Origin of the sequence: Rhizobium sp. L43, assembly GCF_002531725.1 — a bacterium.
Classification (GTDB): Bacteria; Pseudomonadota; Alphaproteobacteria; order Rhizobiales; family Rhizobiaceae; genus Rhizobium.
In genome coordinates, this window is record NZ_NWSQ01000034.1 from 64,028 (window position 1) to 78,191 (window position 14,164).

Genomic DNA, 14,164 nt, shown 5'->3' on the forward strand with positions numbered 1-14,164 from the left:
CCGGCGCCGCGCCGGTCAGCTTTCGAACGTGGTCCCGGCCTTCGCCGCACCGGCGCGGGCAAAGGCGAGGGTGGCGATGGCGGTGTCCTGGATGCCGGTCCCGGTCAGGTCCGCAATGGTGATCTGGTCGTTGCGCGTCCGCCCCGGCGCCCGGCCGGCGACGATCTGGCCGAGCTCGGCAAAGACCGCGTCGGCCGCGACCAGACCGGCGTCGATTGCGTGATGCAACTCGCCGAGACGCCGCGTCTGCTTCAGACTGTCGGCGACGTAGAGGCCGGCACCCGCGATGGCGGCCGGATCGATCTCGTTCTTGTGCTCAGCATCCGAGCCCACGGCCGTCAGATGCTGTCCGGGTTCCAGCCACCCGGCCTCGATGATCGGAGTCTCAGAGGGCGTGGTGGTGACGATGAGGTCGGCGCCGATCACCGCGCCCCTGGCGTCTGACGTTGCGGTGACGGGAAAACCGAGCTTTGCGGCCAATTCCGCTGCCACGCCTTGCGCCTTGGCAGCATCGCGCGCCCATATCCTCGCCTCGCGGATCGGCCGGACCAGCGTCAGTGCTTCGAGCTGCAGCCGCGCCTGCATGCCGGCGCCGAAGATCGCGGCCACGGATGCATTTTCCCGCGACAGATATTTCGCCGCGACAGCGCCGGCTGCTGCCGTGCGCACGTCGGTGAGATAGCCATTGTCCAGCAGCAGCGCCTGCACCAGTCCGGTTCGGCTCGACAGCAGCACCATCATACCGTTGGTGCTCAGCAGGCCGATCTTGGGGTTGTCGAAGAAGCCGGGGCTGATCTTGATCGCGAAGCCCTCGATGCCGGGCACATAGGCCGTCTTCACATCGACTTCGCCGCGATATTCCGGAATGTCGAGCCGCAGGATCGGCGGCATGGCGACAGCCTTGGTCGCAAGCGCTGCGAAGGCCTCCTCGATGCAGGCGACCGCGTCTCGGTCAAGCCTGATCACCTTCCGCAGTTCCGCTTCCGTCAGAATGATCATCCGGCTCATGGTCCCTCCTCGCCGTAGAGCGGCTGCGCCCCGTTGATCACCCGAAGGTGCTGCTCCATGTCCACATTCGCCCCGGACAGGACCGCGACGATGGGACCGCCGCCCCTGATTTTTCCGGCAAGCAGCGCGGCGATGCCGACCGCGCCCGCGCCTTCGACGATCTGGCGTTCGCAGGCATAGGCATGGCGCATACCAGCGGCGATTTCCGCTTCCGTCAGCAGGATGACCTCGTCGAGAAGGTCGCGGCACATGGCAAAGGTCACGCGATTGTCGAGGCCGATGCCGCCGCCGAGCGAGTCGGCAAGGCTCGCCACTTCCTCGACCTGCACCGGCCGTCCGGCATCGAGGCTTGCCTTCATCGCGGCACCCTTCTCCATCGTCAGGCCGATCACCTTGGTCGCCGGACTGATGCCTTTGACCGCGGCGGCAACGCCGGCCGCAAGGCCGCCGCCTGAGAGCGGCACCAGCACGGTCGCCGCCTCCGGCAAAGTGTCGATGATTTCGAGCCCCAGCGTCCCCTGCCCGGCTACGACAGCAGGATGGTCGAAGGGCGGGACCATCACCAGCCCCTCCTCGCGAACCAGCCGGTCGACCGCCTGTTGCGCCTCGTCCTGCGATGATCCGATAATGCGGACATCGGCGCCGAGACGGCGGATCTCCGAAACCTTGTTCTCGGGCACCAGCCGCGACATGCAGATGGTCGCGACAGCACCCTCCGCCTTTGCCGCATAGGCGAGAGCCCGGCCGTGATTTCCGGTCGAGGCCGCGACGACGCCACGTGAGCGCTCGGCCGGCGACAGGGAGAGCACCGCATTGGTCGCCCCACGCAGCTTGAAGCTGCCGGTCGTCTGATGATGTTCGAGCTTAAGATGGACAGGCACGCCGGCGATCTCGCCAAGCGACGCGGACTGCACCATCGGTGTGCCGATCACGCGGCCGGCAATCCGCCGCGCCGCCGCACGGATGTCCTCCAGCGAAACGGGCAAGGTGCTCACCATGACCTCAGCCTTCCCGATAAGACTTGGTCATCAACTGACCGAGTTCGGGCCGCGCCCGATCATCACCGCAAAGCCGTAGGCACGCCCAGGCCGTCGCAAGATTGCTGCTGACCACCGGCTTGCCGGTTTCCACCTCGATCCGAGCCACGACCTGGGCGGCGCGCACGGCCGTACAGGAGATAAACAGCGCGTCCGACTGCGGCGCCAGCGCCTGGCGTGCGAAGACGACGATCTCGTCCGGCGCGATCCGCGCCATCTCGCGGTCATCGGTCAGGCCGAGACAGGTGAAGCGGTCGATCGCAAAGCCAAGCTCCGCGAAATAGTCCGCCATCGGCCGGCTGGTCTCGATCGTATAGGGCGTCAGCACCGAAATCTGTCTGGCGCCCAGCGCCTTCAGGCCGGTCACGGCGGCAGCCGTCGGCGTCACGACGGGAACCCCTGGCTTGGCCGCATGGATCGCCGCCTCGATGTTCCGGTCGCCGATCACCACCGATGCGGAGGTGCAGGAATAGACGATGGCATCGAGCGCCTCGTCCGGCAGGATCAGTGCTGCGCCTTCGGTCAGCGACGGCTGCATCCTCAGGAGGTTTTCCGGTGTGACCGGATTGGCATAATGGATGCGGCTGACATAGACGCCGAGGCGATCGCTGGCGACCATGCGCTGGAAGTCGACTTCCGTCGTGTGGTCGGTCGCGAGAATGATCAGGCCGATGCGCTTTTCCAGCGGCCGGTCCTCCAGCTGCGGCAGCCGTCCGGCAGGGCTGATCTCGATCTCTACGGTCATGGTCAGTCATCCATCCTGGCGTAGCGTTCCTCGAGCCAGCGTAATCCCACCACCGAGATCAGGCTGATGACGAGGAAGAAGACGCCGACCAGCGTCATCGGCTCGCTGTAGCGGTAATTGCTGTTGGCGATGCTCTTTGCCTGGTTCATGAGTTCGAGCACGGTGATCGCCGAAAGCAGCGGCGTCTCCTTGAACATGGCGATGAAATAATTGGCGAGCGCCGGGATCATCGGCGGGATTGCCTGCGGCAGGATCACGTGGATCCAGGCCTGGCGCGTCGACAGATTGGTGGCCTTGGCCGCCTCCCATTGTCCGCGCGGCACATTCTCGATGCCGGCGCGATAGACCTCGGCCGTATAGGTCGCATAGTGAATGCCCATGCCGATGACGCCGGCGACCAGCGGCGCCAGCCGGATGCCGATATCCGGCAGCACGTAGAAGATGAAGTAGAGCTGCACCAGCAATGGCGTGCCGCGGATGAATTCCGAGACGAAAGCGACCGTCTTGGAAATGCCGGCGACCGGTGATCGTCGCGCAATGGCGAGCCCTAGTCCGACGATCATAGCGACGGCAGCGCCGAGGATGGTCGCGAGAAGAGTGATCTTGAACCCTTCGAGCAGGGTCGGCATGATCTGCCAGACGAAGTCCCAATCCCATTCCATCTGATCAGGTCCTTATGCCGTCGAGGCTGCGCGCCATCCGCCGCTCCAACCAGCGCATCGTCGCGGAGATCGCCGAGGCCATGAGAAAATAGAGGATGAGGATCGTCGCGAAGGGCACCAGCGTATTGCCGGTCTGCGCCCGCACCACCTGCGCCTGGAACGTCATATCCGTCAGCGAGATCAGCGACACGACGGCCGTGCCCTTCAGGAGTTCGATCGCATTGTTGCAGAAGGTCGGCAGCATCAGCGGCAGCGCCTGCGGCAGGATGACGTGGCGCATGCGCTGGTATCGAGAAAGGTTGAGCGCGATGCAGGCTTCCGACTGTTCCCGCCCGACGGCCTTGACGGCGCCGCGCACCACCTCCGCCGCATAGGCGCCGACATTCAGCCCGAGCGCCAGCACGCCCGCCTGCAGCGGCGTCAGGGTCAAGCCTGCGAAAGGCAGCACGAAATAGACCCAGAAGAGCTGGACGAAGATCGAGGTGCCGCGGAAGAATTCGATATAGGCCGTCGCCAGAGCCCGCACGGCAAAGAAGCGCGACAGGCGCCCGAGGCCCGCCAGGAAGGCCATCACCAGCGCCAGCGCAGACCCCATGATCGTCAGTTCGAGCGTCACCAGGGCGCCCTCAAGGATCAGTGTCAGATAGCCGGACCATACCGACATCGGCAACTCGCTTCTTAGAGTATGTCGCGCAAAGGGGTGCAGCGGTTTTGCGATAACGACATGCGTAAAAACAAGGACCTAAAGCGCGACGCGCTTTGGGAGATCGTTGGGACAATCCGGCCATGCCCATGGCATGGCCGGCTGTTCACCTCATTTACTTCGCCGCGGCGCAGAGCTTTTCGCGGTTCGTCGACATCGCCGCCTTGGCCGAGAAGCCGTAGGGCTCGATGATCTTGGCGAATTCGCCGGATTCCTTCAGCTTCTTCAGCTCGACATCGAAGGCGTCGCGCAGCGCAACGTCCTGCTTGCGGAAGGCAGCGCCATCGCAATAGACCGGCGCATTGACGACGGGTGCGACGGTTTCAAGGTTCGGATCATTCGCCTTGGCCATCAGGTCATGGATTGACAGAACCGGCAGCGAGTAGACGTCGATGCGGCCGTCCTGCAGCATCTTGATGCCGCTCTGGCCATCCGGAACGACGATGACGCGATCGCGCGGCACGCCGGCCTCGAGCGCCAGTTTCTCCTCAGTCCCGCCGCCCGGCGCGCCGATCTTGGCGTCCGGATTGTCGGCAATGTCCTTGTAGCTCGTCAGCTTCAGCGGGTTGCCCTTCTTGAGCGCGAAGGCTTCGGCATCACAGAGGATCGGTTCGGAATAGGCGACGGCGGCGCAACGCTCTGGCTTCATGAAGAGGCCTGCGGTGATCGCGTCGTGGCGGCCGGCCTGCAGGCCGGGGATCATCGCGCCATATTCCGAGATCGAGGCAACCACTTCCTTGACGCCCAGCTTTTCGAAGATGGCGCGCGCCACATCGGGTGCAGCGCCGGATACTTTGCCGTCGGCGCCGACAGCGGTGAACGGCGGCTCATTGGCAATGGCGATGCGCGCAAAGCCTTGCTCCTTCAGCTGCTCAAGCTTGTCATCGGCGGCGGATGCCGGCGCAGCGGCCGTGACCAGAAGCACTGACAGGCTGGCGGCGCTCAAAAGATATCGTGTTTTCATCGTTCCCAACTCCTCTGGCTTTCCTTGAGTTTGTTCTTGCGGGCAATGTCTGAAGTCAAACGCGGTGCCCCGCCGCAATAATCTTGCGCAGAAAGGTCTGCGTCCTCTCCTGTTTCGGATTGTGAAAGATGTCGCCCGGCTTGCCTTCCTCGACGATCTTGCCGCGATCGAAGAACAGCACGCGGTCGGCGAAATCATGGGCGAAGCCCATTTCATGGGTGACGAGCAGCATGGTCATGTCGGTCTCGGAGGCGAGCCGCCGCATGACGTTCAGCACCTCCTCGACCAGCTCCGGGTCGAGCGCCGAGGTCACCTCGTCGAACAGCATGATCTTCGGCGACAGCGCCAGTGCCCGGGCAATGGCGACGCGCTGCTTCTGTCCGCCGGAAAGCTGCGCCGGGACACTTCTCGCCTTGTCGGCCAGGCCGACCATGTCGAGAAGTTCCATTGCCCGCTTTTCGGCCTGTGGCCGCTTGATGCCCTTCGTCAGCATCGGCGCCAGCGTCACGTTGTCGAGCACGCATTTGTGCGGGAACAGATTGAAATGCTGAAAGACCATGCCGATCTTTTCGCGCATCCGATGCAGATGCCGTTCGTCGGCCGGCACCAGCCCATTGCTATCAGGCATATGATATAGCTGTTCGCCATCGACCTCGATATGGCCGCCGCTGATCGTCTCCAGCGTCATCAGAATGCGCAGGATCGTCGTCTTGCCGGAGCCCGACGGCCCGATCAGCGCCAGCTTCTCGCCCGGCATGACATTCATCGACAGGCCGTCGAGCACGGTCAGCGGGCCGTATTTCTTGACGATGTTGTCGATGCGAATGATGGGCGGAAGCATTCATGTCTCTCCCTGTTGAGACAAGCAATGTCCTAACGATGACCGCCCATCAAAATCATGTCAATTCGTAAAATAATATCATGACAATTATTCTGCGCAGGCTCAAACACAAGGCACTTGCATCAGATCGCGAGCAGCAGCTCTTCCGGACTTCCTTGCGCCAATGAGGCGACGATGCCGAGCCCGGTGCGCAGCTCGCTTTCGATCGTCGAACCAAGCGAGATGCGCACGGCCGGCGTCCAGCCCTGATCGCCGGTGCGGAACGATTTGCCGGGCGCGATCGCCACGCCGCGCAGCCTTGCCTGCGATACGAACCCATCCTCCGTATGGTTGCCGGAGAGCGGCAGCCAGACGTGCAGGCTTTGCGGATGCGCCCGATACGGCAGCCCGGCCAGCATCTCCGCCGCGATCGCGTGCCGGCTCAAAAGGGCGCGGCGCTGCCAGTTGACGAGTTCCATCGCCGTGCCGTCGCTGACCCAGCGGGTGGCGATCTCGGCCATGGCAGGCGTCGCCATCCAGTTGGAGACGAGATGCCGGTTGGCGACGGCGGCGACATAACGGTCGGGCGCGGTGAGATAGCCGATCCGCAAGCCAGGAACGGTAATTTTCGTGAAGCTCGTGACGTAGAGTGTGCGCTCCGGCGCAAACGCGGCCATCGGCGGCGCGCGGTTCTCGACCATCGGGCCGAGAATATCGTTTTCGATGATCGCGATATCATGTTTCGCAGCGACGGTGGCAAGCGCCTGCCTGCGCTCCGCACTCATCAGCGCCGCCATCGGATTGATCACCGAGGGCTGCAGGAAAATGGCCCGGATCGGTCCCTTCCGGCAGGCTTCGTCCAGCGCTTCGGGGATCATGCCCTCCTCGTCGATCGCCAGCCCTTCCAGGTGCAGACCGAGATAGCTGGAGAGCGGAACGAGCGTATGGTGGCTGATCGCTTCGGTCGCAACCGTCGAGCCGGGCGGGGCAACGCTCATCAGCGCCACCGTCATGCCCGATGTGGCGCCGTTCGTCACGCTGATGTTCAGTGGCGATACCTCCAGCCCGCAACGCGCCAGCCATTCCGTGGCAACAGCGCGGTGGCGCGGAAACACCATGTTCGGCCTGAACGAAAGGGCCGAGCTGGAAGGCAGGTTTTCCGAAAGCCAGCCGAAGGCCTGCCGCAGCCTTTCCAAATGGATCTGCTCGCAGACCGGCTTCAGGATCGACAGATCGATCACCTCGCCCAGCCGTTCCGGCAGATAGGGCGGCTCCGGCTCACGCGGCCTGGTCTGGACGAAGCTGCCACGTCCGATCTCGCCTGATATCAGCCCCCGGCGGATCAACTCGTCATAGGCGCGGCTGACCGTCTGCACCGAGAGATGCAGATCATCCGCCATCTTCCGGTGCGGCGGCAATTGTGTGCCATCGGTGAGCTTGCCGTCCGTGATCGCGTTTGCGATCTGCTCAGCAAGCGAGAGATAGGCCGGACGGCGGAGTTGCGAGGGATCGGGGCGCCACTTTGTCATGATTTTAACACTGCTGAAAATCAGTTCAATTGACAATGCAAAAATGCGCTTCCATTGTCTTTTCCCTGCGTTTGAAATGATTTCTTTCTAAAGAAAGCACCATGAAGCTCGACGCCATCGACCTGCGCATTCTCGACGCCGTCCAGCGCGACGGCCGCATCACCAAGCTGGCGCTGGCCGAAAAGGCCGGACTGTCGCCGACACCGTGCTGGATGCGGCTGCGCAAGCTCGAAAAGGCCGGGATCATCACCGGCTATCACGCGCGCGTCGCGCCGCGGCGCATCGCGCCGGTCGCCAGCGTGATGATGGAAGTGACGCTCGCCAATCATCGCCAGGCGGATTTCGAGCGCTTCGAGCGCGCCATCAGCGCAATCCCGGAGATCGTCGCCTGCTGGTCGGTCGGCGGCGGCGTCGATTACATTCTGAAGATCATCGCGCCCGATATCGACGCCTATCAGCGGTTGGTCGACGGGCTTCTCGACCGCGAACTCGGCATCGACCGCTACTTCACCTACATCGTCACCAAGACGGTGAAAGAGGAAACAGTCCTTCCGGTCTCTTCCTTCACCGCCGCCGAGGAAGACCAGACCGCACCGTAGACAATCTCTCTGCCAGGCCCCCGTCCTTTAGACCATCTCTCTCTTTTCGCATCCGCCAACAGACAATCTCTCGCCCGCTCCCGTGGAAGACTGACGTCAACCGCCACGAGGAGACTGGACATGACCGCCGTTTTTGCCCGCCCTGCCTATCATGACGCGCTGTCGCGGCTCGCCGACCGTCATCTCCTGCGCGATCTCGCCTATGTCGGCGGCCGGTGGATTGCCGGCAAATCAGGGAAAAGTTTCGAAGTCACCGATCCCGCCTCTTCGGCGACGCTGGCCTGGGTTGCAAGCCTCGGCGCCGATGAGACGGCGGTGGCGATCGATGCAGCGGCAGAGGCTTTCGCCGCCTGGCGCGCGATGCTGCCGCAGAACCGCGCGGCGATCCTGCGCAAATGGTTTGAGCTGATGCTGGCGGCCAAGGAGGATCTGGCGCTGATCATGACGCTCGAACAGGGCAAGCCGATCGCGGAATCGCGTGGCGAGATCGATTACGCCGCCTCCTTCGTCGAATGGTATGCCGAGGAAGGCAAGCGCCTGAACGCCGAGAGCGTCACCAGCCATCTTCCCGGCGCGGAAATGATCGTCCGGCGCGAGGCGCTCGGCGTCGTCGGCATCGTCACGCCCTGGAATTTCCCCTCTGCCATGCTCACCCGAAAGGCTGCCGCCGCGCTCGCCGCCGGCTGCACGGTCGTCGCCCATCCCTCCTCCGAGACGCCGCTTTCTGCCCTTGCCCTTGCCGAGCTCGGCGAGCGTGCCGGCATTCCCGCCGGCGTCTTCAACGTGGTCACCGGCAATGCCGCAACGATCGTCGGACGGATGTGCACCGACACCCGCGTGCGTGTCATGAGCTTTACCGGCTCCACCGGGATTGGACGGCTGATTGCCGCCCAGTGCGCGCCGACCCTGAAGCGGCTGGTGATGGAACTCGGCGGCCACGCCCCGCTGATCATCTTCGATGACGCCGATATATCAAAGGCGGTCGAGATCGCCGTCAACGCCAAGTTTGCCACATCAGGCCAGGATTGCCTTGCTGCCAACCGCATCTTCGTCCAGCGACGGATCGCCGATGGCTTCGTCAAGACCTTCGCCCACCGCATTGCCGAACTGAAGGTTGGTGCGGGGCTTGAGGATGGCGCCGAGATCGGGCCGCTGATGCATGAACGCGCCGTCGCCAAGGTCGAGGAGCAGGTCTCCGACGCGCTGGCGCGCGGCGCGCGGCTCGTCACCGGCGGCAAGCGCCACAAGGCCGGCCGGCTCTTCTACGAGCCGACGCTGCTGACCGATGTGCCGGCGGATGCGCTGATCATGCGCGAGGAGACTTTCGGGCCGGTGGCGGCGGTTACCACCTTCGACACGGAAGAAGAGGTCGTCGCCCGCGCCAACGATACCGAATACGGCCTCGTCGCCTATATCGTCACAGAAAACGGCGCCCGCCAGATGCGGCTTGGCCGTGCGCTGGAATACGGCATGGTGGCCGTCAACCGGGTGAAGATCACCGGCGGGCCTATTCCCTTCGGCGGCTGGAAACAGTCCGGCCTTGGCCGCGAGGGGTCACGCCACGGGCTCGAGGCCTTCACCGAGCTCAAATATCTCTGCATCGACACGGCCGCCTGAGCCGCCCCATTTCAAGAAAGAGGCTAGACATGCTCGACAGAAGCAACGAACTCACCGCCTGGGACCGCGATCACTTCTTCCACCCCTCGACCCATATGGGCGGGCATGCCCGCGGCGAGACGCCGACCCGTGTCGTTGCCGGCGGTGAAGGCGTCTACATCACCGACACGACAGGACGCAAAAGCCTCGACGCCTTTGCCGGCCTCTATTGCGTCAATGTCGGCTACGGCCGCCAGAAGATCGCCGACGCGATCGCCGAACAGGCGAAGAACCTCGCCTATTACCACGCCTATGTCGGACACGGCACGGAAGCCTCGATCACGCTGTCGAAAATGATCATCGACCGTGCCCCCACCGGCATGAGCCGCGTCTATTTCGGTCTCTCGGGCTCGGATGCCAACGAGACCAACATCAAGCTCATCTGGTACTACAACAACATTCTCGGCCGTCCGGAAAAGAAGAAGATCATCTCGCGCTGGCGCGGTTATCACGGCTCCGGCGTCATGACCGGCAGCCTCACCGGCCTGGCGCTCTTTCACAACGCTTTTGATCTGCCGCGGGCACCGGTGCTGCACACCGAAGCACCCTATTATTTCCGCCGCCCCGACCGGTCGATGAGCGAGGAGCAGTTCTCGCAATATTGCGCCGACAAGCTCGAGGAGATGATCATCGCCGAAGGCCCGGAAACGATCGCCGCCTTCATCGGCGAACCCATCCTAGGCACCGGCGGCATCGTGCCGCCGCCGAACGGCTACTGGCAGAAGATCCAGACCGTGCTCGACAAATATGACATCCTGCTCGTCGCCGATGAAGTCGTCACCGGCTTCGGCCGTCTCGGCACGATGTTCGGCTCGGATCACTACGGCATGAAGCCGGACCTGATCACCATCGCCAAGGGGCTGACCTCGGCTTACGCTCCCCTTTCCGGCACGATCGTTTCGAACAAGATGTGGCAAGTCCTGGTGCAGGGTTCCGATCAGCTGGGGGCAATCGGTCACGGCTGGACCTATTCCGCCCATCCGATCTGTGCTGCCGCAGGCATTGCCAATCTCGAACTGATCGACGAACTCGGCATTGTCGAGAATGCCGGTACGACCGGCGCTTATTTCCGCTCGGAACTGGAAAAGGCGGTCGGCGGCCACCGAAACGTCGGCGAAGTCCGCGGTGACGGGCTGATGGCGGCAATCGAATTCGTCGAGGACAGGGATGACCGCACGTTCTTCGATGCCGGCCGCAAGATCGGTCCGCAAGTCGCATCCGCACTCCTCGAACGCGGCGTCATCGGCCGCGCCATGCCGCAGGGCGACATCCTCGGCTTCGCTCCGCCGCTTTGCCTGACACGCGAGGAGGCCGACATCGTGGTCAAGGCCGCGGCGGATGCGATCGAAACCGTCTTCAAGAACATCTGAGGGAGAAGATCAGCATGACGATCCCGGAAAAGATGGCGGCCGTATTGCTCACCGGCCATGGCGGTCTGGACAAGCTCCTCTATGACAGGGACGTGCCCGTCCCGACGCCCGCCGATGGCGAGGTTCTGATCCGCGTCACGGCCTGCGGCATGAACAATACCGACGTCTGGGTCCGCCAAGGCGCCTACGGCACCGAGGACGATCCGTCGGCCGTCTCCACATGGCGCAGACAAGGCAACACGCTGACATTCCCGCGCATCCAAGGCACCGATACAGTCGGTCATATCGTCGCCGTCGGCGCCGGCGTTAATCCGGCACGCATCGGTGAACGCGTCATGGTCGACTTCTCTATCTACAACCGAGACGACGACAGCCTCGCCGACATCGACTACATGGGCCATGGCCGCGACGGCGGTTATGCCGAATACATGGCACTGCCGGCCGAGAACGCCCATTTCGTCGCAACCGATCTGACCGACGTCGAACTCGCCACCTTCTGCTGCGCCTATCTGACCGGCGAACGCATGCTGGAACGGGCAAGGCTGTCGGCCGGCGAACGCGTTCTGGTGACCGGCGCCTCGGGTGGCGTGGGCTCGGCGATCATCCAGCTCGCGCGGGCCCGCGGCGCCATCCCGATCGCGGTCGCAGGTCCTGGCAAGGAGGCGGCGATGCTCGATATCGGCGCCGAAGCGATGGTGACCCGCGGCAAGGGCGATCTGGTCGAAGCCGTCCATTCCGCCAGCCGTGGCCAGCCGATCGATGTCGTCGCCGATCTCGTCGGCGGACCGCTGTTCAACGACCTCCTGAAGATCCTGCGCCCCGAAGGCCGTTACACGACAGCCGGCGCCATCGCCGGCCCGGTCGTCCAGCTCGATTTGCGGACCATGTATCTGAAGCAGCTGGAGCTGCACGGCTCGAGCCAGGGAAGCCGCGCCGACTTTCGTCGGATCGTCGGCTATATCGAAAGCCGGAAAATCCGGCCTCTCGTCGGCGGCGTCTATCCGCTGTCGGAATTCCATCGCGCACAGACCGATTTCATGGCGAAGAACTTCGTCGGCAAATTGGTCGTGGTTTCCGACGAGAGATGATCCTTGCTTTCGCGGGCGAACCTTATCGGGTTTGCCGCGTTTCACGGCCATGGAACATCATGACGGCACCGAGCTTTCGCTGCGTCGGAATTCGCAGCAATGCAACGACATCCTTTCCGCGCCCTCATTCGAGGAGGCGGAGCGATCGTTTGCGCCAAAAGGTCGCTGATGCCAGCCTCCGCCAGCACGAAACACCTGACGTCCATCGAACTTGGAAGAATTCGGCGCGCCGTCGGCATAGCGCGCCTGATGGATACCGCGGTCAGATTGCCTGTCATCGGCGTGCGTATCGGCGCGGACTCGGTTCTCGGCCTCATTCCGGCCGTCGGCGACATTGCCGGATCTCTCATCGGTCTTTTCATCATCGATGAGGCAAGACGCCTCGGCATTCCCACCCACAAACTCGCCCGCATGGCCGTCAATCTCGGGATCGACGCCGCCGGCGGAACGGTTCCGCTGCTTGGCGATCTCTTCGACGTCTATTTCAAGTCTCATCGCCGAAACGTCGGCATCATTCTCGACCACTTTGGGATCAGCGAAGACGAGTTGAACCGGCGCATCTGACCAAGCCGACGTCCCTTTGCAACTCCCCTGTCGAGGAATTTGGACGAGGCTGTCGGCGCCGGTTCCAACCAGGCCGCGCAACCGGTGCCCTCGCCTTAAAACGATGAGCAACCTGCAGAGGTAGTACTGAACTCGAGCGCCTTCGCTTAAAGTTCGGTCAGAGCGCCGGCCGTCTTCACTGCGTGGTCAAGAACGAATTGCAGCTTGGCTGCGTGGCCGAAACCAGGCTCATCCGGCTGCCCCTTATGCACGGCATTTGCAAATCGCTGGAAGTTGGTGATAACCGGTTCGACCTCGATCTTACGCCAGATTGCCTTGTCGGCATCGGGGCCTTCACAGGCCCTGAGCGTCGAACCTTCAGGCGTATGCACCACCTCCAGCGCGCCCTTGTCTCCATGCAGGCGCAGGCGCAATTCGTTCAGATGGCCGGTTGCCCAGCGCGTTGCGTGGATGACGCCAGCGGCACCGTTTTCGAGTTCAGCCATCATCAGGAAACTGTCGTTAGCGTCGAGATCATACTCGCCGATCCGGTTCCCGGGGCTCTTGTCGAACACCTTGAGATGCGATGCGGCCGCCTTGACGTCACTTCCGGCGGCAAAAACTGCGAAGTCGAGAATATGGATACCGACATCGCCCAGCACGCCATTGGAGCCGTGCTTTGTCGACAGCCGCCAAAGCCATTGCGATTCCCTGGTCCAGTCGCCCCACGCCTTTGAGACCAGCCAGCTCTGAAGATAGGACGCTTCGAAGTGGCGGATCGCGCCGAGGCGTCCGTCCAGCACCATCTTACGCGCTGCTTGCAGCGGCGCTACATTACGATAGGTAAGGTTTACCATCGTGACCTTGCCGGACGCAGCAGCAGCGTCGGCCATCTCTTTGGCTTCGCGGTAGTTTACCGCCAGCGGCTTCTCGCAGAGGACATGCTTGCCGGCGCCGAGTATCTTCATTGTCGTGGAGTAATGCGCGCGATCCGGCGTGACATTGGTCACGGCGTCAAACTCTCCCCAGGCAAGGGCGTCATCAAGCGACGTGAAGGTAAGGGGGATACCATGCCTGAGCGCGAAGGCCCGCAGCCGGACCTCGTCCGTATCGACAGCAGCAACAATTTTTACGTCGGCGATTTCGGAAAAATTCATGGCATGGGTGTTTGCCCATCCTCCGGTTCCGAGAATGATCAAGCGCATTTTTGTCCTCATGGTCGTTTATCGAAATCGTTAGCGCCAAAACCGTCGTCTTTCACAGGCACCAGATGGTCTTGCCAAACGGAGAGCGACGACTGTCAGCGCAGTGTTTTCCTGGGCCGACCGCACGCGTGGCGTCCACGCCCAAGGAAGGTGTTTCAGCTCCTCAGCGGTAACCGGCTTCGCCGGCCTGGTGCAGTTTCGGGCCGCGTTCGACGATCGGCTCCAGTGCTTTTTC

At 63.1% G+C, this 14,164-nt stretch carries 14 protein-coding genes; 5 read left to right on the forward strand and 9 right to left on the reverse strand.

What is annotated here, in order from left to right; genetic code table 11:
• Nucleotides 1-15: 15 nt before the first annotated feature.
• The 8 genes from eutC to CO667_RS30245 all read right to left on the reverse strand — a co-directional run bounded on the left by eutC (nt 16) and on the right by CO667_RS30245 (nt 7,468).
• Nucleotides 16-1,008 (reverse strand): ectoine utilization protein EutC, encoded by a 993-nt coding sequence (gene eutC / locus CO667_RS30210; protein ID WP_097621837.1) that lies wholly within the window; start codon nt 1,006-1,008, stop codon nt 16-18.
• Nucleotides 1,005-2,006, reverse strand: coding sequence for a hydroxyectoine utilization dehydratase EutB (gene eutB / locus CO667_RS30215; RefSeq protein ID WP_097621838.1), 1,002 nt, complete (start codon nt 2,004-2,006; stop codon nt 1,005-1,007). The genes eutC and eutB overlap by 4 nt, the downstream gene beginning before the upstream one ends.
• A gap of 4 nt (nt 2,007-2,010) precedes the next feature.
• Complete coding sequence (gene eutA / locus CO667_RS30220) at nt 2,011-2,790, reverse strand: ectoine utilization protein EutA (RefSeq protein WP_097621839.1); 780 nt, start codon at nt 2,788-2,790, stop codon at nt 2,011-2,013.
• A gap of 2 nt (nt 2,791-2,792) precedes the next feature.
• Nucleotides 2,793-3,452: an ectoine/hydroxyectoine ABC transporter permease subunit EhuD gene (ehuD, locus tag CO667_RS30225; RefSeq protein ID WP_097621840.1), complete on the reverse strand. Its 660-nt coding sequence runs from the start codon at nt 3,450-3,452 to the stop codon at nt 2,793-2,795.
• Nucleotides 3,453-3,456: 4 nt separating this feature from the next.
• Nucleotides 3,457-4,116, reverse strand: a complete 660-nt coding sequence (gene ehuC / locus CO667_RS30230) for an ectoine/hydroxyectoine ABC transporter permease subunit EhuC (RefSeq protein ID WP_003550191.1) — start codon at nt 4,114-4,116, stop codon at nt 3,457-3,459.
• A gap of 154 nt (nt 4,117-4,270) precedes the next feature.
• On the reverse strand, nt 4,271-5,119 hold the full coding sequence (ehuB, locus tag CO667_RS30235) for an ectoine/hydroxyectoine ABC transporter substrate-binding protein EhuB (RefSeq protein ID WP_097621841.1): 849 nt from the start codon (nt 5,117-5,119) through the stop codon (nt 4,271-4,273).
• 55 nt (nt 5,120-5,174) lie between these two features.
• Complete coding sequence (gene ehuA, locus CO667_RS30240; protein ID WP_097621842.1) at nt 5,175-5,960, reverse strand: ectoine/hydroxyectoine ABC transporter ATP-binding protein EhuA; 786 nt, start codon at nt 5,958-5,960, stop codon at nt 5,175-5,177.
• A 122-nt stretch (nt 5,961-6,082) separates the two neighbouring features.
• On the reverse strand, nt 6,083-7,468 hold the full coding sequence (locus CO667_RS30245; protein WP_097621852.1) for a PLP-dependent aminotransferase family protein: 1,386 nt from the start codon (nt 7,466-7,468) through the stop codon (nt 6,083-6,085).
• Nucleotides 7,469-7,569: 101 nt separating this feature from the next.
• Between CO667_RS30245 and CO667_RS30250 the strand changes: the two genes are divergently transcribed.
• The 5 genes from CO667_RS30250 to CO667_RS30270 all read left to right on the forward strand — a co-directional run bounded on the left by CO667_RS30250 (nt 7,570) and on the right by CO667_RS30270 (nt 12,745).
• A complete protein-coding gene (locus tag CO667_RS30250; RefSeq protein ID WP_097621843.1) occupies nt 7,570-8,067 on the forward strand; it encodes an Lrp/AsnC family transcriptional regulator in 498 nt (165 codons plus the stop codon).
• A 120-nt stretch (nt 8,068-8,187) separates the two neighbouring features.
• Nucleotides 8,188-9,684, forward strand: a complete 1,497-nt coding sequence (locus tag CO667_RS30255; RefSeq protein ID WP_097621844.1) for an NAD-dependent succinate-semialdehyde dehydrogenase — start codon at nt 8,188-8,190, stop codon at nt 9,682-9,684.
• A 29-nt stretch (nt 9,685-9,713) separates the two neighbouring features.
• Nucleotides 9,714-11,093, forward strand: coding sequence for an aspartate aminotransferase family protein (locus CO667_RS30260; RefSeq protein WP_097621845.1), 1,380 nt, complete (start codon nt 9,714-9,716; stop codon nt 11,091-11,093).
• Nucleotides 11,094-11,107: 14 nt separating this feature from the next.
• Entirely contained in the window at nt 11,108-12,181 is a 1,074-nt protein-coding gene (locus tag CO667_RS30265) for an alcohol dehydrogenase family protein (RefSeq protein ID WP_097621846.1), read from the forward strand.
• A 168-nt stretch (nt 12,182-12,349) separates the two neighbouring features.
• Nucleotides 12,350-12,745, forward strand: coding sequence for a DUF4112 domain-containing protein (locus tag CO667_RS30270; protein ID WP_072641591.1), 396 nt, complete (start codon nt 12,350-12,352; stop codon nt 12,743-12,745).
• 146 nt (nt 12,746-12,891) lie between these two features.
• Here the strand turns inward: CO667_RS30270 and CO667_RS30275 are convergent, their stop codons facing one another.
• The gene (locus CO667_RS30275) at nt 12,892-13,929 is read right to left on the reverse strand and encodes a Gfo/Idh/MocA family oxidoreductase (protein WP_072641590.1); all 1,038 of its coding nucleotides are present in this window, start codon (nt 13,927-13,929) and stop codon (nt 12,892-12,894) included.
• Nucleotides 13,930-14,164 lie beyond the last annotated feature (235 nt).